Raw genomic sequence first — 19228 nt, 5'->3', positions numbered from 1 at the left:
GGGTCGTCCGGGCCACCGTGGCGGGGGACCGGACCTGGTGGGCGACGGTCCCCGTTTCCGGACACGGCTCATGCTCGACCGCGCGCCACCCGTCCCACCAGGGGAGAGCCGTCCCTGGGACGTCCCGTGCCAGGGAAGCCTCCCGTCCCCCCGTGGCCGGAAGCCGTCACCCGACGCCCAGGTGGTCCGGGGCCGGCCGCGGGGCGGCGACCGGCGCGCGGTCGGCGGACGGCGCCTCGGCCGGGACGGGCCGCAGGGGCCACCAGAGGGAGCGGCCGAGCAGGGCCGCCGCGGCCGGGACCGTGACGAGGGAGAGGACCACGGCGGAGAGCAGGATCCCGAGGGTCAGCGAGAAGGCGATCTGCTCGCTGCCCGGCGTGGTGGCCAGGCTGGCGAAGGAGCCGGCCAGGACCAGGCCCGCCGTGGCGACGGCCGGGGCGGTGTGGCGGACGGCGCGGGCCACCGCGGCGCGGGCCGTACCGGGCCGGTGCATCTCCTCGCGGATGCGGTCGGTGATCAGGATGTTGTAGTCGGTGCCCAGGGCGACGACGAACAGGAACAGCACCAGGGGCAGCGTGAAGGCGACGCCGGGCTCGCCCAGGCCGTGCTGGAACAGCAGGGTCGCGGCGCCGAGGGTGGCGGCGAACCCGAGCCCGACCGCGAGCATCAGGGCCACCGGGGCGAGCAGGCTGCGCAGGAGCAGCAGCAGGATGAGGGCGATCAGGGCGGCGGCGACCGGGAAGACCACGGTCAGGTCGTGGTCGACGGCGGTGGAGACGTCGGCGAAGATCGCCGCCGTGCCGCCCACGTGGCCGGTCGTCCCGTTCGGGGCGTGCGCGGCGACCGCGGCGCGGACCGGGCCGGAGGCGAGGTCGCGGGCCCGCTGGCTCTGCGGGTCGGCGTTCAGGTAGAGGTCGATCCGGGCGGCGCGGTGGTCGCCGGCGAGGACGGTCCGGCCCACCTGGCCGACACCCTCGACCCCGGTCAGGGCGTGGGCGAGGCCGTCGAACCGGCCGGCGTCCAGGGTGCCGCCGTCCTTGGCCACCAGGTAGACGGTCGTCGGGTCGGACACCCCGGCCGGCAGGGCGCGGGAGATCTCCGCGGCGGTGGCGGTGGCCGGCGTCCTGGTGTCGTCGGCCTGGCTGTAGTTCATCCGGAGCCCGGCCGTACCGGCGGCCAGCGCACCGAGCAGGGCGACGGAGGCGAGCAGCAGCGCCAGCGGGCGGCGGGCGACCAGGTCGCCGAGGCGGGCGGCGAGGCCCGGTCGCGGCACGCGCCGCAGGCTGCGCGACGGCCAGAAGATCTTGCGTCCGCAGGCGGCCAGCAGGGCGGGCATCAGGGTCAGACTGCCCAGCAGCATGACCAGCACGGCGACGGCGATCGCCGGGCCGAGCGAGCGGAACTGGCCGAAGGTCGCCACGCCGAGGGTGGCGAAGGCGGCCACGATGGTCAGCGCGGCGGAGGTGATCGCGGTGCCGACCCGGCCGGACACCTCGGCGGCGGCCTCCCGGGCGGGCTGCTCGGGCCGCGCCCGCAGCTGCTCGCGGAACCGGAAGAGCAGGAACAGCAGGTAGTCGACGCCGATGCCGAGCAGGACCACGGAGATCAGGCCCGGAGTGCCGGCGTCCAGCTTGAGGCCGGCGAGCGAGGCCGCGCCGGCCACCGCGCCGGTGGCCGCGCCGCCGATCACGGCGACCGCGAGCAGCGGCAGCACCGCGGCGAGGACGCTGCGGAACACCAGCACGTTGAGCAGGACGATCAGTCCCGTGACGAGGGCGCTGCCGATCGTCGCGGCGGTGCGGTTGGCATCGGCGCTGTCCGCCACCTGGGCGAGGCTGCCGGTGAACCCGGTGCGCATCCCGAGGTCGGCGAACCGTGCTCGGGCGTCGTCCCGGAAGACCCGGAAGACGCCCTGCACGCCCGCCTCGGAGGCGTTGCCGGTGAGTTCGACCGACAGCAGTTCGAAGGTCCGGTCGGGCGCCACCGTCGCGGGGGCGATCCGGGGCGTCTGGGAGTGGTCGGGGACGAGGAACTCCGGCTCGTCCTCCCGCCGGGGCATCGTGACCCGGTGGGTGGCGAGCTTCGCGGCCTCGGCCTCGATCCGCTGCTGGTCGGCGGCGCCGAGCGCCTTGCCGTCGGTCCGGGCGACCAGCACCGTGACGGTGGTGGCGTCCGGCTTCACCCCGAAGTGCTCCTCGGCGATCCGCAGTGCGGCGGCCGAGTCGTAGCTCCGGGGCAGGAAGTCCCCGCTCTGGGACTGGGTCACCCGGGACATCAGCGCCGGGCCGAGGACCGCCAGCCCCATGCCCAGCACCGCCCACAGGGCGATGACCTTCCACGCGTGTCTGGTGGCGAATCCGGTCAGTGCGCGGATCACGATTCCTCCGGCTGATGGACGCGAACGTCGGCTTCGGCGCCGGGAGTTCCCGGCGCCTGTCTCCAGACCATCAGGTGAAGTGGTGTCCGAGCGTCCGAGCAGCGGACGATCCGGGGCAGGGCCCGCACTCCCCCACCTGCGGCGGTACCGGGACCGTGCTCCTGGTCCGGGCCCCTGCTCCTCCGCCCGGGGGACCACGCCCGGGCCGGACGGCCGGTGCGAGAATGGGGGCGTCAGCGCTGGTCGGCCGGGAGGAATCAGATGGACGGGCGTCAGCGCCCCGGGAGGGACACGGGTGCGGACGGGCCGCAGGGGGACTGGACGGACCGCCTGCCGTGGACCCGTACGGACGCCCTGGTGGCCATCGGCGCCGGCACCCTGGACCTGCTCGGCTACCTGCTGCTCGGCCCGCTGACCAACGTCCGCAGCATGTCCGTGGCGGCCTTCGCGCTGACCGTCCTCTCCGGTCTGCCGCTGCTGGCCCGGCGCAGCCACCCGGTGCCGGCGCTGGCCGCCGTCCTGGCGCTCCAGGCGGCGACCGACCTGCTCTCCCCGATGGGCTCGCACTTCGGCGCGGTGCTGGCCGTCGCGCTGTACTCGGTGGGGCTGAACCGCAGCGTCCCGGTGACCGCGACCGCCGTGCTGATGACGGCGGTGAGCACCACGCTGAGCCAGTTCCGCCTCCACGCCCCGCTCTTGGAGCAGCTCGTCGCCGACCCCGCGGCCGCCGTCATGGTGGGAACGGCCGGTCTGGCGGTGGCCCGCTGGCAGCGCGAGGTGGAGGCCAACCGCCGGCTGCTGGCCGACCGCGCGGTGGCCGAGGAACGCCGCCGGATCGCCCGGGAGCTGCACGACATCGTGGCCCACCACATCACCACCATGCAGCTGATGGCCGGCGGCGCCCGGGCCAACCTCGACGACCGGGAGGTGGTCCGGGACGCCCTGGTCACCCTGGAGTCCTCCGGACGGCTGGCGCTGCGCGAGATGCGCCAGCTGCTGAACGTCCTGCGGTCCGGCGACGAACCGGACTCCGCCCCGCCGCTGCCCCAGCCCGGGGCGGACGAGGTGGGCGGGCTGGTGGACGAGTCCTGCCTGGCCGGGCTGCCCACCGAGCTCACCGTCGAGGGGCCCCCGCGTCCGCTGCCGCCGACCGTCGGCCTGACCGTGTTCCGGATCGTCCAGGAGGGCCTGACCAACGCCCGCAAGTACGCCGGCCCGGCCCGGGCGTCCGTCCGCCTGGCCTACCACCCGGACCGGGTGACCGTCGAGGTGCGGGACGACGGCGGCGGGGCGCCCCCGCCGGAACGCGGACCGGGCGCGGGCCCGGCCGGGTACGGCCTGCTCGGCATGCGCGAGCGCGTCGCCCTGCACGGCGGCACCCTGACGACCGGCCCCCGGCCGGACGGCGGCTTCGCGGTGCGGGCCGAACTCCCGCTGTCCTACGCCGAATCGGCGGAGGCCGCCGTCCAGCACGGGCAGGCGGTCCGATGACCGGCGGCACCGGCCCGGCGGGCAGCGCCGGCCCCGCGATCAGGGTGCTCATCGTGGACGACCAGCCGCTGGTCCGGCGCGGACTGTCGCTGATCCTCTCCCCCGTCCCGGGCCTCGACGTGGTCGGCGAGGCCGAGGACGGGGAGCAGGCCGTCGCCGCCGCCCTCCGGCTGCGCCCCGACGTCGTGGTGATGGACATCCGGATGCCCGTCCTGGACGGCGTCGGCGCGACCCAGCGGCTGGCCCGTGACCTGCCCGGTTGCCGGGTGCTGGCCCTGAGCACCTTCGACATGGACGAATACGTGGTGGCCGCGTTGCGCGCCGGGGCTCACGGGTTCCTGCCCAAGGACGTCTCCCCGGAGGACCTGGCCGCGGCGATCCGGACCGTGCACGCCGGGGAGGCGGTGGTCGCCCCGCGGCTGCTCACCCGGCTGATCTCGACCTACGTCCGGGCCCCCGTCGCCGCCGCCGTGCCGGCGCCGCCCGTCCTCGCCACCGCCGAGCTCACGCCCCGCGAGGTCGAGGTCTGGCGGCTGATCGCCACCGGCCTGGACAACGCCGCGATCTCACTGGCCCTGGACATCAGCCAGTCCACGGTGAAGAACTACATCACCAGCATCTTCGGCAAGCTCGACGTCCGGGACCGCGCCCAGGCCGTCATCGCGGCCTACGAGTCCGGCCTGGTCACCGCCCGCACGGGCGGCGACCAGGCCGGGCAGGGGACGTAGCTAGTCCAGGCTCTTCAGGAAGTCCAGCAGTGCCCCGGTCACCTCTGCCGGGCGCTCCTGCTGGGTCCAGTGCCCGGTGTCCGGCAGCCGGACGTGCCGGTGCAGCCTGGGCAGCCGGTCCAGCAGGTACGCCAGGGCCTCCGCCGGGATCATCGCGTTGACCAGGTCCTGCTCGCCCGCGACGTACAGCGCCGGCACCTCGACCGTCACACCGGCGAAGGCGGCCAGCAGTTCGGCGTTGCGGTCCAGGTTGCGGTACCAGTTGAGACCGCCGGTGAAGGCCCGCCCGCCGTGCGACGCGTAGTCGGCGGTGAAGGCGTCGAGGTCCTCGTCGGTGAGCCAGTCCGGCAGCTTCTCGGGCTCGGGGACGGTGTCCAGCAGGGTCTTTCCCTCGGGCACGATCCACGGGCGCGGCACGCCGTCCGGCTGGACTCCGCACAGGATGCGCCGCAGGCTGGACTTCACGTCGGCCGCCAACTCGGCGTCGGCGCGGCCCGGTTCCTGGAAGTAGATCTGGTAGAAGCCGTCCCCGAAGTTCTCCCGGGCGGCCTGCAGCGGCGGCGGCCCGCCGACCGGCAGCGGCGGCACGCTCAGCCCGGCGACGCCGCGTACCAAATCGGGCCGCAGCGCCGCGGTGGCCCAGGCGACCGGCGCACCCCAGTCGTGCCCGACGACCACGGCCCGCTCCGCGCCGAGCGCGCCGATCAGCGCGGTCACGTCGCCGACCAGGTGCAGCAGGGTGTACTTGTCCACGTCCTCCGGCTGCGAGCTGCGGGCGTAGCCGCGCTGGTCGGGGGCGACCACCCGGTACCCGGCCGCGGCGAGCGGCGCGAACTGGTGCCGCCAGGAGTACCAGCTCTCCGGGAAGCCGTGCAGCAGCAGGACCAGCGGCCCCTCCCCCTGTTCCGCGAGGTGCAGCCGTACGCCGTTCACCTCGACGTGGCTGTGCTTGATCGCCTCGTTCAACTCCCGCTCCCGGTTCGGTCCGTCACATGGTCGCTTCGATCCGAACCTGCCCAATGCGGCGGGTCCGGAACCCCGGGGTACGAAGCGGCCGAGGCCGCCCCGGAGTTCCGGGACGGCCTCGGCCTCAGCTTTCGCTGAACTGATTGAGCGTCAGTTCACCGTGTAGCTGTAGGGGATCGCCGCGAGCACCGAACCGGTGGTGCCGAGGCTGTTGTTGGCGGTCGGCACGAAGGTCGGGCCGGACACCAGGTAGAGCACACCCTTGACCGTGCTGCCCTTCGGGCCGGTCGGGGTGAGGGTCACCTGCAGCGAGCCGGTGGCGCCGGGGGCGACGGTCACCGGGGCGGCGGCCGGGGCCGAGGCGTTGACACCGGAGGCGTACGGGTCACCGGTGCTGGAGCTCAGCGCCGGGTCGAACGCCAGGGTGTGCGCGGTGGCGGTGATGGTGGAGGTGCCCTTCGGCGCGCCGGCGGGGCCGAACGGGCCGATCTGCTGGACGAAGGTGCCCCAGGCTCCCGGGACGACCGGCTGCTCGGCGCTGCCCTTGGAGGTGGCGACCGAGATGGTCGAGCCGTCCTGGGCCTTCTTCAGGTCACCGAAGAGGTCCGGCGAGGCGGTGGTGGCGCTCAGCTCGACCTGCGCCGGCGTCGAGGACGCCGCCACGGCCTTGAGCTGGTCGGTGCCCGGGGGCACCAGGAAGCTCGGCACCGAGGAGGTGAGGCTCAGCGGCAGGTTGACGCTGGCCGAGGCACCCTGCGGCACCAGCGGCAGGTCGACGCGCTTGTCGAGGCGGCCGTCGGCCGCGATCGACTGGGGGGCGACCGTGTTGTTGGTGTAGTTCACGTTGACGGTGACCGGCTTGCCGGCCGCCAGCTTGGTCTTCGCGTCGTTCGGCAGTCCGGCCGCGGTGGCCTGGTTCTGGTTGAACGCGATGGTGCCGGCGAAGTCCTGCGAGAGCTCCTGGCCGCTGACCGGGCCGAGCACGTTCAGGACGAAGCGCCAGTGGCCCTCGGCCGGGTTGACCGTGGTGGCCGAGACGCCGTTGGCGGTGCCGGTGAGGTTGCCCTGGGCGTCGAACAGCGTGTTGCCCTCGATGTCGATCGGGGTGCCGTTCGGGCTGATCAGCGCGCCCTGCATGAACAGGTTCGCGTCCTTGGCGACGGTGACGCCGACCCGCAGGTCCTTCTGGCCCTTCGGGACGTCGAAGCCGTAGGCGAACATCTGCGTCGGCGAGGAGCCGCGGCCGTTGCCACCGGTGATGGTGCCGGTGAAGGTGCCCTTGCCGTCCTTGACCGGGACGAGGCTGCGCAGCACGACCGGAACGCTGGTGGTGTTGCCGTTCGAGCTGGAGACCACGACGGCCTCGCTGCTGTCGCCGCTGGTCGCCGGGGTGGTGAGCTGGACCTTGAGGGTCTTGGTCTCACCCGGCTTCAGGTCGGTGGTGTTCGGGCTCACCGCGCCCGCCGGGACGGCGCGCTGGGTGGAGGTGCCGAGCTGGACGTCACCGGTGTAACCGGCCTTGCCTGCCGGGGTGTACAGGACCGCGGTCCACTCGCCGGCCACCGGGTGCGGGACGTCGACCAGGCCGAAGTTGGCCGGGGTGGCGCCGCCCTGCGGACGGGTGTTGGTCTCGAAGCGGCCCGACGGGTCGAGCAGCGTCATGCGGACCACGGGGCCGTTGGTGACCGGGTTCGGGCCGCCGTGCCAGGCGATCGACGCCGCGAGGCGGTCGGCACCGGCCGGAACGGTGAACTTGACCTGCTTCTGCACCCAGGTGGCACCGTTGGTGGCGTACTTGAAGGTGTCGGTCGCGGACGAGTCCAGCTTGACGGTCTGCTGGTTGTTCGCCTGCGGCGCGAAGCTGCGGGTGGTGGCGCTCACCGACTGGGTCTCGTCACTGGTGTTGGTGACGGAGACGTCGGCGGTGTGGGTCGAGCCCGGGGCGCCGGAGATGTTCACCTGGCCGGTGTTCACCACGACGGTGCGGGCACCGTCGGTGCCGTCGCCGTCGTCGTAGCCGCGGGCGGCCTCGACGGCGGCCCGGACGTTCAGCAGACCGGCGCCCTGCTCCTCGGCCGGGACGCCGAGGTCGGTGGCGGTGCCGGTGATGAGCTTCTTCACCAGCGCCGGGGACGGCGAGTCGCCGCCGTGGGTGTCGCGGTAGGCCTGGATGACCAGGGCCGCGGCGCCGGTGACGAACGGGGCGGCCTGGCTGGTGCCACCGAACGACTGGATGTTCGTGGGCTTGCCGTTGAAGTTGGTGCAGTCCGCGAACTTGGAGGTGTCGGCGGTGCACAGCGCCCAGTCCGACTCGCCCGGGGCGACCAGGTCGAGGGTCCGGCCGGCCATGGTGAAGCCGCCCGAGGACAGCGCCGAGATCCGGCTGTTGCTCCAGGTCCCGTTGGAGAACTTGGAGGCCGCGTAACCGGTCTGCTGGTAGTTCTGGTTGTCCGTCGAGGCGCCGACCGAGATCACGTACGGGTCGGTGGCCGGGGTGCCGATGGTGCCGCTCAGTCCCGCGTCACCGGTGGACACGGCGACGGTGACACCGGCCTTGACGGCCTGCTCGTTGAAGAGCGCGATGGTGTCGTGGGCGCCGCTGTCCGGGGTGACGTTGCCGCCGAAGGACTCGTTCAGGACGTCCACGTGGGCGACCCGCACCGCGTAGTCGATGGACTGCAGGATCGACGAGTTGGACATCATCTCGCCGCCGGCCTTCAGGGCGACCAGGTCGGCGTCCGGGGCGAGGCCGCGGACGTGGATGTTGCAGCCGGCCGGCAGCGGGTGCGAGGCGTTGACCCACTGCGAGACGTCGTAGGTCTGACGGCCCTGGGCGATGACCGCCGAGGCGTCGCCGAAGGCCTCGGCGCCACCGCTCGGCGTGTTCCAGCCCTCACCCGAGAAGTCCTGGTAGTCGACCACGGCGTGCGAACCGTCGGCCCGGATGAAGTCCGGGTTGTTCGGGTCGAGCGCGTCGGCGATGTAGGCGACCTTGACGCCCTTGCCGGTGGCCAGGTTCTCCACGCCGGGGTTGCCGTTGCCGGTGTAGGCGTGCACCGAGTAGAGGCCCTCGGGCTCCATCAGCGGCTTGGACGGGTCCGAGGGGCAGACCGTGTTGGTCGCGTTCTCCTGGGAGGCCTGGCCGTTGCTGCCCGTAACGGCCTGCGAAGCGTCGCCGGACTTGCCCGAGGACGCGGCCGCGGTGTCCGCGTCCTTCTTCGCCTTGGCCCCGGCGACCGGGGCGACCTGGACCTGGGTGTCCGCAACGACGGCGGCGACCGCCGGGTCGGCCTGCAGCGAGGCGCGCAGGGCCGGGCTGACCGTGGCCGAGAAGGCGTTGCCGACCACGAAGCTCTTGACGTTGGTGCCGCCGTTGGCCTTGACCTTGTTCAGCAGCGGCGCCTGCGAGCTGGCGGTCTTCTGCTGGCGGGCGCCCAGGTGGCCGTGGTCGGCCGGGGCGTCCGCTATCTGGTCCTTCAGGATCACGATCACCGGCGCCGGCGCCCCGTCCGAGGACGCCGCCTGGGCGTTCTGCGGATCCTGGGCCGGAGCTGCGCTCGCGATGGTCCCGAGGCTCAGGACCATGGACGCGGCGGTGACGGTGACGGCGGCTGCTAGCTGGGTCTTGCGCCAGCCGATCAATGGACATCCTTTCGTCTGATGAGACGTCAGGTTGCACGGCTGAGCGTACCCGGATCCTGGTCGGACGCGTGTGCTCCGGACCGCGCGTCCCGACAGCGGACGCATTCCAGCGCATCCGACACGACCACGACAAGGGGCGAAATCCCCATCAGAAAGTAAAAATGACCATCAGAAAGTAAAATACACAGTATAAATCCGGCGGTGTCCGCCCCTTTTTCACCGATCAGAGCCGGTCGGAGAACGGTGAGAACTGACCGATCGACCGGCAAAAATTGCCAGTGGCGGAATCTGGCCATCGGCGGAACATCGCCACCGGCTGCCTACTTGTCGACACTGCGACCCTTCCTTCCCCGTCGGCCGAGGTCGAAACAACGCACTTCGGCGACTCCGGGCGGAAGCCGCGCGGGCGGCCGGGGAGTTCGTCCACACTCCCCGGCCGCCCGGCGGTTCCGGTCAGGCCGCGTCAGGTTCCGCCACCGGCCGCGTCCGGCTGGTTCCGCCACCCGCCCCGCCGGGCACCGTCAGGAGGCGGCGGCCAGCCGCTCCTGGGCGTCCGCCAGGTCCTCGGCCGTCGGCGCGTCGTCCTGGGTCAGCCGGTGGCGCCAGTACCCGGTGAAGTCGATGCGCTCCTTCGGCACCCCCCGCTCCCCGACCAGGTGCCGGCGCACCGCCCGTACCGCCCCCGCCTCCCCGGCCAGCCAGACGAAGGGCCGCCCACCCGGCAGCACGCCGTCCCGGAACGCCCCGGTCAGCGCGCTGCCCGGGGCGGCGCCGTCCCGGTACAGCCAGCGCACCTCCAACTCGGCGCGGCTGCGCAGCTGCCGGCGTTCCGCCCGGTCCTCGACCTCGATCCAGGCGTGCGCCCGAACCCCCTCGGGCAGCGCCTCCAGCAGCGTCGCCATGGCCGGCAGCGCCGTCTCGTCCCCGGCCAGGAGCACCCAGTCGGCCTCGGCCGCGGCCTCGGCGAACGGGACCGGCGGGGCGTACAGCGCGGACGGTCCGACCAGGCCGAGCACGTCCCCCGGCGCGGCCCGCAGCGCCCAGGCGGCGGCCGGGCCGGCGTCGCCGTGCAGCACGAAGTCGACCTCGATCCGGCGGGTGCCGGGGTACCTGCGGCGCAGGGTGAAGCTGCGCAGCAGCGGGCGCTCGGCCTCGGGGACGGCCAGGTAGGCCTGGTACCAGCCCATCGGGTCGTCCTGCTGGGCCGGCAGCACCGGCCGGGACTGGCCGGGGCGAGGGAAGCAGAGCTTGAGCTGCTGGTCGGGCGCGGTGCCCACGGTGTCGGCCAGGGCCGCGGCCTCGAAGGTGACCCGGGCGGTGCGCGGCGTGATCCGGTCGACCGCCACGACCTCGACGAAGGTGACCGGCAGTGTCATCGCGAAACCCCTTCGATGCGGAACTGATAACCTTACGGCATAAAGAGTTGCCGTCGCGGAGTTACTTTACGCCATAAGGAGATGCCTGGATGACCGTCTACGCCGGGCAGGGAGATCCCGATCGCTCACTCGCCCTCCTCTGGGGCCGGGCCGAGGAGCCGCGCGCCGGGCGCAGCGGCCCGAAACCGGGCCTGAGTGTGGACGCGATCGTGTCCGCCGGAATCGCGGTGGCCGACGCCGGGGGGATGGCCGCCCTGTCGATGCGCGCCGTGGGCGAACGGCTCGGCCGCACCGCGATGGCGCTCTACACCTACGTGCCCGGCAAGGCCGAACTGCTCGACCTGATGCACGACCGGGTACTCGCCGAACTCCCCGGCGATTACCCGCCGTCGGACGACTGGCGCGTCGCTGTCACCGCCTGGGCCGAGCAGTTGTACGCCTGCTACCTGCGCCACCCCTGGGTGCTCCAGGTCTCGCAGGCCCGGCCCGTCCTCGGACCGGCCGAACTCGCGGCGATGGAAAGCCTGTTGGGCGCTCTCCAGTCGGCCGCGCCGGGCCCGGACCGACTGCGCGGGGCGGTCGCCGCACTCTGGCAGTTCGTCCGCGGCACGGCCGCCGCCACCGCGGAGGCGCGCGGCGCCGCGGCCGCCACCGGCGTCGCCGACGAGGACTGGTGGCACGCCCGCTCGACCCGACTCGCCGAACTGGCACCGGACTTCCCGCAGCGCTTCCCGCTGTTGACCGCCCTGCAGAGCACCGGGGGCGGGACGCCCGAGGACGGTAACCGAGAGGCCTTCCGGGCCGGACTCGCGGTGCTGCTCGACGGGGTGGCCTCGGAGGGCGGGAGCTGACCCGGCAGTCGCGGCCGGACTCCCCTGACGGGCCCGCCGGGTCAGCCCTGGCGGGCGGCCGGGATCGCCAGCAGGACGCCGAGCACCAGCAGCACGGCGTACCCGGCGGTCTCGTGGCCGTCCGGTACCAGGAAGCGGACGAAGCCGAACAGCCGGAAGCCCCCGAGCCGGTCGGACACCAGGCCGGTGCCGCCGCCCAGGATCAGCACGAAACCGAGGTAGCCGAGCAGGTTCTTCATGCCCCCGAGCCTAGGAATCCGTCACCGCCCGCCCAACCGACTTTCAGCGCGACCGGCGATCACCAAAGTCGCGGGCGTCGGGCCTGCGCGCAGACGGGCAGGCGACCGGGCGCGCAGGCGGGCGCCGGAACGGCCGGTGGCTCCGGACGGAGCAGCAGGCACGGCGGCCCGGCGGCGGCGCCGGTACGTTCGCCGTGTGCAGCAGAAGCGTCAGCAGAAGTCACCGTCCGCCGCCAGGATCGCGGCCGCCTCCGCCGCCTCCGCCCTGGTGCTCGCCGCCGGCGCCCCGGCGGCCACCGGCCAGGACAGCCGCTCCTCCACCGTGGGCGGGGAGCGGCTGGGCCGCTCGGACGTCCAGGTCGCGCCGCTGGCCGGTGCCCCCGCCCTGCCCGGCGGACTGACCGGCCGCTCCTGGCTGGTCGCCGACGCCGGCACCGGCGAGGTGCTCGCCGCCCGCAACGCCCACCTGCCGATGCCCCCGGCCAGCACCCTCAAGATGCTGTTCGCGGACACCGTGATGGCCAAGTTCGACCGCTCGCTGCAACACCAGGTCACCCCGGCCGAGCTCGCCGACCTCGGCGTCGGCAGCAGCCTGGTCGGCGTCAAGGAGAACCTGCCGTACCGGGTCGAGGACCTCTGGCGGGGCGTCTTCCTGAGCTCCGGCAACGATGCCGTGCACGTGCTCGCGCACATGAACGGCGGCGTCCCGCAGACCGTCACCGAGATGCAGGCCCGCGCCCGGTCGCTCCAGGCCATGGACACCAAGGTCGCCTCCCCCGACGGCTACGACATGGACGGCCAGGTCTCCTCCGCGTACGACCTCACCCTGTTCGCCCGCGCCGGGCTGCGCAACGCCGACTTCCGCTCCTACTGCTCCACCCGCACCGCGCGTTTCCCCGGCGGCCTGGACAAGGCCACCGGCCAGCGCACCACCTTCGACATCGCCAACACCGACCGGCTGCTCGGCAAGTACCCGGGCCTGATCGGCGTCAAGAACGGCTACACCACCAACGCGGGCGCCACCTTCACCGGCGCCGCAGAGCGCGACGGCCGCACCCTGCTGGTGACGGTGATGCACCCCGAGGCCCAGGGCAAGGTGTACGACGAGGCCGCCAGCCTGCTCGACTGGGGCTTCGCGGCCGCGGGCAAGGTGCAGCCGGTCGGGCAGCTGGCCGAGGACCTCGCCCCGCAGGCCACCGCCGGTGCCACGGGCGGGGCGGCCGGCAGCCCGTCCGGCGGTGCTCCGGGGGCCGCCGGGGACGGCGGGGCCGAGCTGCCGCCGTGGTCCCGCACGCCCGTCCTCCACGGCAACCCCGTCCTGGCGCCCGCGCTGTGGTCGGGGGCCGTCCTCGCCACCGGACTCGCCGTCTGGGGCGCCGCCCGCACCGTCCGCCGCCGCCGTAACCCGGCCGGTTCTTCCGCCTCCTCCGCTTCTTCCGCGTCCGCCGTCACGACGGCGCCGTGGCTCGTCGGCGGTCCCACCGGTGTGGGAACGATGGGCATCGGCTCCAGCGGTGTCGGCCGCCGCAGCCACCGGCGGCTCTCCCGCCGCGCCCGCGCACTGCTCCGCCGCCGCCCCCGCCGGGGCTGACCTGCGGCGGCGCCCGCGGAGCTCGACGACAGGCCCTAGACTTCCGGCCATGACCACGCCCGACCCCGCCGCCTCGGACCGGCTCGCCCGGATCGTCGGCCTCTCCAGCGGCAGCTACCTGCTCGTCACCACCTACAAGAAGGACGGCACCCCGGTGCCGACCCCGGTGTGGGTGGTCCGCGACGGGGAGGCCCTCGGCATCTGGACCGTCACGGACTCCTGGAAGGTCAAGCGGATCCGCAACCGCGCCGACGTCCTGGTCGGCCCCTGCGACGTCAAGGGCCGACCGACGGGCGAGCAGTACCCCGCCACCGCCGAGATCCTCGGCCCCGAGCGCACCGCCGCCTACCGCACCCTGCTGCGGCAGAAGTACGGCCTGCTCGGCGTGCTCACCCTGCTCGGCAGCCGGCTGCGCCGCGGCGAGCGCGGCACCGTCGGCATCCGGATCACCCTGGAAGACTGACCGGCCCGCAGGTGCGGGTGAGGAGAGGTCTCGTAGACGTGGTGGCGGCGGGTGGTGACGCGCCCGTGGCAGGCTTGGCCGCCATGGAACAGTACGAGGCCACGCCGCCACTCCTGCTGGTGGTGGACGGCGCGAACGTGGTCGGCTCGGTGCCCGACGGCTGGTGGCGCGACCGGCGCGGCGCAGCCGAGCGCCTGCGGGACTCCCTGGTCGGGGTCGCCGGGCGGGGACTGCCGGGGCATCCGGGCCCGCTGGAGGTGGTGCTGGTGGTCGAGGGCTTGGCCCGCGGGGTCACCGGTGTGCCCGAGGTCCGGGTGGTGCCGGCGGAGGGCAGCGGGGACGACCGGATCGTGGAACTCGTCCGCGAGGCCCGCGCCGGAGAACCGGCACGGGCCTGCCTGGTGGTCACTGCCGATCGCGAACTGCGCGGCCGGGTGACGGAGTTGGGCGCGGACGTCACCGGCCCGCGGAGCGTCCGGGATCAGTGATCGTGACGACGCGCCCCCGACACGTCGGATGGCGAGGGAGAGCGCCACGTGGCGCCACCGGGTGGCCGGCGTGGTCCGGAGGCCGGAACTGCTCGGGAAGTCCGTACGCAGGCCGCCCGGTCCGACGATCGTGACGCGGACCCCGAGGGCCAGTGCGCCGTGCAGCGCCTCGGAGATGCCTTCGACGGCGAACTCGGACGCCCGTTCCCGCCGCTTCCGACGGGTCGACGGCTGGACGCCAGGTCCTAGAGTCGGGTCCAGATCAACAACTGGGTGACGGAGGGACGGTCATGGACCTGAGCATCGGTGAGGTGGCGCAGCGCAGCGGGCTGAGCGTGGACGCCCTGCGGTTCTACGAGCGTGAGGGGCTGTTCGCCAACCCGGTTCGCCGCCGGTCCAACGGCCGTCGGGTCTACCACGAGGAGGACCTGGAGTGGCTGGCGATCTGCACGAAGCTGCGGTCCTCCGGGATGCCCGTGGCGGTGATCCGGCAGTACGTCGAGCTGGCCCGCCAGGGCACGGGCAACGAGCGGGAGCGGCTTGAGCTGCTGCGCCGGCACCAGGAGCACGTGGAGGCGCAGATCCGGGAGCTGCAGGGGACGTTGGACGTGATGCGGGAGAAGGTGCGGATCTACGAGGAACACCTCGCCCGTGGCGAGGCCGACCGGCTGTGGAACCCGTCCCACCCGGACAGCGCGTAGTGCCCGGTGCCGGAGCGACTTCGCACGGTGCGGGAACCAGCCGCTCCGGTCGTCCGACTGGTGGGGGGTGAGTGCGAAATCGCCGGGTGTCCGGCCGTTGAGTGTGCTGGCGGGGTTCGCCCTGCTGCTGGTGGTGGTGTTCGTGGTGGCGTACGAGGTGGGGCGGCAGGCCGGGCCGGTGGCTCCGGGGCTGACGCCGGGCCGGGGCGGCGGGGCGTCGCCCGGCGCGGGTGGGCACGACATGGGCGGGATGCGGTGAGCCCGGTCGCGGGGGCTGACTCCGGAGCGCTGGTGTCCACCGATCTGGCGGTCGGCGGGATGACCTGCGCCGCGTGCGTGGGCCGGGTCGAGAAGCGGCTGAGCCGGATCGACGGGGTGACGGCCGGGGTGAACCTGGCGACCGGACGGGCCCGGGTGCTGCATCCGGCCGGGGTGTCCGTCGAGGAGCTGGTCGCGGCCGTCGAACGCGCGGGCTGCACAGCCGAGTTGGCCTCGTCCGAGATGCCCGGCGGGTCGTCGGAGGAGGAGCCGGACGAGCGCCGGCGACTGCTGGTCACCGCCCTGCTGGCCGTCCCGGTACTGGCGCTGTCGATGGTGCCCGCGCTCCAGTTCACCGCCTGGCAGTGGGTGTGCTTCGCGCTCGCCGTCCCGGTGGTGACCTGGGGCTCGGCGGGCTTCCACCACCGGGCGCTGCGGGGGCTGCGGCACGCTGCCGCGACCATGGACACCCTGGTCAGCCTGGGTGTCGTCGCCTCCTTCGGCTGGTCGGCGTACGCGCTGTTCCTGGGCGGGGCCGGACAGTTGGGCATGCGGATGCCGTTCTCGCTGACCGCCGACGGGGGCGGCGCGGCGCACGTGTACCTGGAGGCGGCGGTCGGCGTCCCGCTGTTCGTACTGGCCGGGCGGCTGCTGGAGGGCCGGGTACGGCGCCGCAGCGGGTCCGCGCTCCGAGCGCTCGCCGAGCTGGGCGCCAAGCAGGTGTGCGTCCGGGCGGAGGACGGTGAGGAGCGCCTGATACCGATCGAACTCCTGCTGCCCGGGCAGGAGTTCGTGGTACGGCCGGGGGAACGGGTGGCCACCGACGGGGTGGTGGTCGAAGGGGGTTCGGCGCTCGACCTGAGCCTGCTGACCGGGGAGAGCGTACCGGTCGAGGTCGGCCCCGGGGACGGGGTGGCCGGGGCGACGGTGAACGTCGGCGGGGCGCTGGTGGTCCGGGCCACGGCCGTCGGCGCGGACACCCAACTGGCCCGGATCACCGCGCTGGTGAGCGACGCCCAGGCCGGCAAGGCCCGGGCGCAGCGGCTGGCGGACGCCGTCGCCGGGGTCTTCGTGCCCTGTGTGCTGACGATGGCGGTGTGCGTGCTGGGCTTCTGGCTGGGGGCGGGCGCGGCCCCGCAGGCGGCGGTGACGGCGGCGGTCGCCGTGCTGGTGGTGGCCTGCCCGTGCGCGCTGGGCCTGGCCACCCCGACGGCGCTGCTCGCCGCGACCGGCCGGGGCGCCGAGCTGGGCGTGCTGGTGCGCGGCCCGGAGGTGCTGGAGAGCCTGCGCCGGGTGGACACCGTGGTGGTGGACAAGACCGGCACGCTGACCACCGGCCGGATGGAGCTGGCGGCGGTGACGGTCGCCGACGACTTCACCGGGCTCTCCGAGCAGGAGGTCCTGCGGCTGGCGGGCGCGGTCGAGCACCGCTCGGAGCACCCGATCGGACGGGCCGTCGCGGCGGCCGCCCGGGAGCGCTGCACGGCCCTGCCGCCGGTGGACGGCTTCGCGGCGACGACCGGGCTGGGGGTGTCCGGCACGGTCGAGGGGCGGTCGGTCCGGGCCGTCCGGCCCGACGGCGCCGCCACCACCGGCGCAGCCTCCGCCTTGCCGCCCGAGCTCGCCCGGGCCGTCACGGCGGCCGGGGACGCGGGCCGCACCGCCGTACTGGTGGAGCTGGACGGACGGGCGGCGGCCGTGCTGGCGGTCGGCGACACCCTGCGCTCGGGCAGCTGGCGAGCGCTCCACCGGCTGCGCGGAATGGGGCTGGAGACCGTCCTGCTGACCGGCGACGGCCCGGGCGCCGCGCGGGCCGTCGCCGCCGAACTGGGCATCGAGCGGGTGCACGACTCGGCCTCGCCCGAGCGCAAGGCCGAGGTGGTGGCCGAACTGCGGGCCGCCGGACGGACGGTCGCGGTGGTCGGCGACGGCGTCAACGACGCGGTCGCGCTGGCCTCGGCCGACCTCGGGGTGGCCCTGGCCTCCGGCAGCGATGCCGCGATCGGCGCGGCCGGACTGACCCTGGTGCGCGGCGAGATCGAGGCGGTGGTGGACGCGGTGCGCCTCGCCCGGCAGACCCTGGCCACCATCCGGGCCAACCTGCTCTGGGCCTTCGGCTACAACCTGGTGCTGATCCCGCTGGCGGCCGTCGGGCTGCTGAACCCGATGCTGGCGGCGGTCGCGATGTCGCTCAGCTCGCTGCTGGTGGTGGGCAACAGCCTGCGGCTGCGCACCTGGGAACCGGGGCGCGGGCAGCAGCGGAAGGGGGGCCGGCGGTGAGGGCGGGAGAGCGCATCACGGCGGCGCAGCGACTCAAGGTGGCGGGTCGGTTCAAGGTCGCGGGTCCGTTCAAGGCGGCCGAGCGCATCAAGGTGGCGGGCCCGCCGGTCGCGGCGGCGGCCCTGGCGCTGGCGCTGCTCACCGGCTGGACGGCCGTCGGCGGCGCCGGGGCTCCGCGCCCGGTGGAGGCCGACGACGGCTGGATGCTGCTGCCGACGGCGGGTGCCGCCTCGGCCACCGCGGCCTTCTTCACGATCCGCAACCCGGGCGACGTACCCGACGAACTGACCGGCGCCGAGTGGGAGTTCGGCGGCCCGATCACCCTGAAGCGACATCTTCACCAGGGCGCCGCGGGCCGCTGGGAGCCGGTCCCCGCCCTGCCCGTCCCCGGCCGGGGCGAACTGGCGATGTCCCCCGAGGACGCCGATCTGATGATTGCCGCCCCGCCCCCGCTGGAGCCCGGTCGGCGGGTGGGCTTCACCCTCTCCTTCCGGCACAGCCCGCCGCTGCGGCTGACCGCCACGGTCCTGCCACCGGGCGAGCGCCCGCGCTGAGACCGCCGGCCCGGCGGGCGGGGACACGTTCCCCCGCCCCGCCGGGCCGTGCGCGTCAGTCGTGCGGAACCACCGCGACCGGTGCCTCGGCGTGGTGCAGCGCCGCGTGCGCGACCCGGCCCAGGCGCGGGCCGAGCTCGACCGAGCGGTGGCGCCGGCCGACCACCACCAGGGCGGCCCCGGCGGAGGTCTCCACCAGCCCCCGGGCGGCGCCCAGCCGGACGTCCTCGACCACCTCGACCGCCGGATGCCGCTCGCGCTGCCCGGCCAGGGCGAGCGTCAGCAGCTTCGCCTCCAGCGCCTCCAGCTGCTCGACCTCCGCCGGCGGTACGGCCCCGCCCGCGTAGCCGAACAGCGGCGGCAGGTCCCAGCCGTGCACCGCCCGGACCCGGGCGCCGCGCAGGGCCGCCGCGCGGAAGGCGAAGGAGAGCACCGCCTCCTCCGGGTTGTGGGCGTCCACCCCGACCACCACCTCGCCTGAGGGCTCGTGCCCCTGTCCGGTGTCCCGCACCACGACCACGGGTGTGTCGCTGCGTCCGGCCACCGCCATGCTGACCGAGCCGAGCAGCAGCCCGGTGAAGCCGCCGCGCCCGCGCGAACCGAGCACCAGCAGGTCCGCCTCGGCGGCGGCCGCCACCAGCCCGTCCACCGGGGCGTCCAGCACCGCGTCGGCGCGGACGGTCAGCTCCGGGTGGGGTCCGCGGACCGCGTCGGCAGCCTCGGCCAGGATGCGCTGGGCGGCGGTCGGCAGGTCGTCCGGTTCGGTGAAGGAGGACACCCCGTCGGTCAGCCAGGGCCAGGCGTGCACCAGCCGCAGCGCCGCCCCGCGGCGTCGCGCCTCCTCCGCGGCCCACTGGGCGGCGGCGGTGCTCGCCGGCGAGCCGTCGATCCCGGCCACCACGGTTGACGTCATCAGAGTTCCTCCTACTGCCTCGGTGCCCGGGAACGTCGCGCTGACGCCCCGTCCGCTCTGCTCCCACCCTGTCGTCCGCCGACGGCCCGCCACCAGAGGCCGCAAGCCCCCGGCCCGCGGGACGAAGGACCCGACGGCCGGAACACTACGGGCGACCCCGGCCTCCACCCCGGCGACACCCGGGCACTACCGTGTGGACACGACGTTCCCGCTGGTCGGACGGCGCCCGAGCCGCTCCGGCCGACCGGCGGGCCGCCCGGCCTGCGCAGACGGTCGGGACGAGGACGGTCCGGGCGGGAAACCGGTCCGG

At 74.4% G+C, this 19228-nt stretch carries 16 protein-coding genes; 10 read left to right on the top strand and 6 right to left on the bottom strand.

The features are described from left to right. Positions 1-166: 166 nt before the first annotated feature. Entirely contained in the window at positions 167-2377 is a 2211-nt protein-coding gene (locus tag ACIRVF_RS17400; protein ID WP_402817771.1) for an MMPL family transporter, read from the bottom strand. A gap of 261 nt (positions 2378-2638) precedes the next feature. Between ACIRVF_RS17400 and ACIRVF_RS17395 the strand changes: the two genes are divergently transcribed. Both ACIRVF_RS17395 and ACIRVF_RS17390 read left to right on the top strand, forming a co-directional pair. Then, positions 2639-3868: a sensor histidine kinase gene (locus ACIRVF_RS17395; protein WP_402817768.1), complete on the top strand. Its 1230-nt coding sequence runs from the start codon at positions 2639-2641 to the stop codon at positions 3866-3868. After that, positions 3865-4596, top strand: a complete 732-nt coding sequence (locus ACIRVF_RS17390) for a response regulator (RefSeq protein ID WP_402817765.1) — start codon at positions 3865-3867, stop codon at positions 4594-4596. The genes ACIRVF_RS17395 and ACIRVF_RS17390 overlap by 4 nt, the downstream gene beginning before the upstream one ends. Here the strand turns inward: ACIRVF_RS17390 and ACIRVF_RS17385 are convergent, their stop codons facing one another. The 3 genes from ACIRVF_RS17385 to ACIRVF_RS17375 all read right to left on the bottom strand — a co-directional run bounded on the left by ACIRVF_RS17385 (position 4597) and on the right by ACIRVF_RS17375 (position 10580). Then, on the bottom strand, positions 4597-5562 hold the full coding sequence (locus tag ACIRVF_RS17385; protein WP_402817762.1) for an alpha/beta fold hydrolase: 966 nt from the start codon (positions 5560-5562) through the stop codon (positions 4597-4599). A gap of 150 nt (positions 5563-5712) precedes the next feature. After that, positions 5713-9204: a S8 family serine peptidase gene (locus ACIRVF_RS17380; RefSeq protein ID WP_402817759.1), complete on the bottom strand. Its 3492-nt coding sequence runs from the start codon at positions 9202-9204 to the stop codon at positions 5713-5715. A gap of 521 nt (positions 9205-9725) precedes the next feature. Next, positions 9726-10580: a siderophore-interacting protein gene (locus ACIRVF_RS17375; RefSeq protein WP_402817756.1), complete on the bottom strand. Its 855-nt coding sequence runs from the start codon at positions 10578-10580 to the stop codon at positions 9726-9728. 89 nt (positions 10581-10669) lie between these two features. Here ACIRVF_RS17375 and ACIRVF_RS17370 point away from each other — a divergent pair, with 89 nt between their 5' ends. Continuing rightward, positions 10670-11431, top strand: a complete 762-nt coding sequence (locus tag ACIRVF_RS17370; RefSeq protein WP_402817753.1) for a TetR/AcrR family transcriptional regulator — start codon at positions 10670-10672, stop codon at positions 11429-11431. Positions 11432-11472: 41 nt separating this feature from the next. Here ACIRVF_RS17370 and ACIRVF_RS17365 read toward each other — a convergent pair whose 3' ends face one another. Then, a complete protein-coding gene (locus tag ACIRVF_RS17365; RefSeq protein ID WP_402817750.1) occupies positions 11473-11670 on the bottom strand; it encodes a hypothetical protein in 198 nt (65 codons plus the stop codon). A 196-nt stretch (positions 11671-11866) separates the two neighbouring features. Here ACIRVF_RS17365 and ACIRVF_RS17360 point away from each other — a divergent pair, with 196 nt between their 5' ends. The 7 genes from ACIRVF_RS17360 (at position 11867) to ACIRVF_RS17330 (ending at position 18005) form a co-directional block, all read left to right on the top strand. Then, positions 11867-13261 (top strand): D-alanyl-D-alanine carboxypeptidase family protein, encoded by a 1395-nt coding sequence (locus ACIRVF_RS17360; protein WP_402817747.1) that lies wholly within the window; start codon positions 11867-11869, stop codon positions 13259-13261. 49 nt (positions 13262-13310) lie between these two features. Then, on the top strand, positions 13311-13724 hold the full coding sequence (locus ACIRVF_RS17355; RefSeq protein ID WP_402817744.1) for a PPOX class F420-dependent oxidoreductase: 414 nt from the start codon (positions 13311-13313) through the stop codon (positions 13722-13724). Between the two features lie 83 nt (positions 13725-13807). Beyond that, complete coding sequence (locus ACIRVF_RS17350) at positions 13808-14212, top strand: NTP pyrophosphohydrolase (protein WP_402817741.1); 405 nt, start codon at positions 13808-13810, stop codon at positions 14210-14212. A gap of 290 nt (positions 14213-14502) precedes the next feature. Beyond that, a complete protein-coding gene (locus tag ACIRVF_RS17345; RefSeq protein WP_402817738.1) occupies positions 14503-14913 on the top strand; it encodes a MerR family transcriptional regulator in 411 nt (136 codons plus the stop codon). Positions 14914-15010: 97 nt separating this feature from the next. After that, a complete protein-coding gene (locus tag ACIRVF_RS17340; RefSeq protein ID WP_402817735.1) occupies positions 15011-15172 on the top strand; it encodes a hypothetical protein in 162 nt (53 codons plus the stop codon). A 32-nt stretch (positions 15173-15204) separates the two neighbouring features. Further along, complete coding sequence (locus ACIRVF_RS17335) at positions 15205-17451, top strand: heavy metal translocating P-type ATPase (RefSeq protein WP_402817732.1); 2247 nt, start codon at positions 15205-15207, stop codon at positions 17449-17451. Continuing rightward, a complete protein-coding gene (locus tag ACIRVF_RS17330) occupies positions 17448-18005 on the top strand; it encodes a copper chaperone PCu(A)C (protein ID WP_402817730.1) in 558 nt (185 codons plus the stop codon). Before ACIRVF_RS17335 ends, ACIRVF_RS17330 begins: the two co-directional genes overlap by 4 nt. Before the next feature lie 55 nt (positions 18006-18060). Here ACIRVF_RS17330 and ACIRVF_RS17325 read toward each other — a convergent pair whose 3' ends face one another. After that, positions 18061-18918 carry a universal stress protein gene (locus ACIRVF_RS17325; protein WP_402817727.1) on the bottom strand — a complete coding sequence of 286 codons (858 nt, stop codon included), beginning with the start codon at positions 18916-18918 and terminating at the stop codon, positions 18061-18063. Between the last annotated feature and the right edge of the window lie 310 nt (positions 18919-19228).

Source organism: Kitasatospora sp. NPDC101157 (assembly GCF_044768255.1).
GTDB lineage: Bacteria > Actinomycetota > Actinomycetes > Streptomycetales > Streptomycetaceae > Kitasatospora.
This window is presented reverse-complemented; position numbering and strand designations above follow the sequence as displayed.

Coding starts and splice junctions, on each gene's coding strand:
- ACIRVF_RS17345 (WP_402817738.1), top strand. CDS start 14,503: ATGGACCTGAGCATCGGTGAGGTGGCGCAGCGCAGCGGGCTGAGCGTG.
- ACIRVF_RS17350 (WP_402817741.1), top strand. CDS start 13,808: ATGGAACAGTACGAGGCCACGCCGCCACTCCTGCTGGTGGTGGACGGC.
- ACIRVF_RS17395 (WP_402817768.1), top strand. CDS start 2,639: ATGGACGGGCGTCAGCGCCCCGGGAGGGACACGGGTGCGGACGGGCCG.
- ACIRVF_RS17355 (WP_402817744.1), top strand. CDS start 13,311: ATGACCACGCCCGACCCCGCCGCCTCGGACCGGCTCGCCCGGATCGTC.
- ACIRVF_RS17375 (WP_402817756.1), bottom strand. CDS start 10,580: ATGACACTGCCGGTCACCTTCGTCGAGGTCGTGGCGGTCGACCGGATC.
- ACIRVF_RS17390 (WP_402817765.1), top strand. CDS start 3,865: ATGACCGGCGGCACCGGCCCGGCGGGCAGCGCCGGCCCCGCGATCAGG.
- ACIRVF_RS17370 (WP_402817753.1), top strand. CDS start 10,670: ATGACCGTCTACGCCGGGCAGGGAGATCCCGATCGCTCACTCGCCCTC.
- ACIRVF_RS17325 (WP_402817727.1), bottom strand. CDS start 18,918: ATGACGTCAACCGTGGTGGCCGGGATCGACGGCTCGCCGGCGAGCACC.
- ACIRVF_RS17365 (WP_402817750.1), bottom strand. CDS start 11,670: ATGAAGAACCTGCTCGGCTACCTCGGTTTCGTGCTGATCCTGGGCGGC.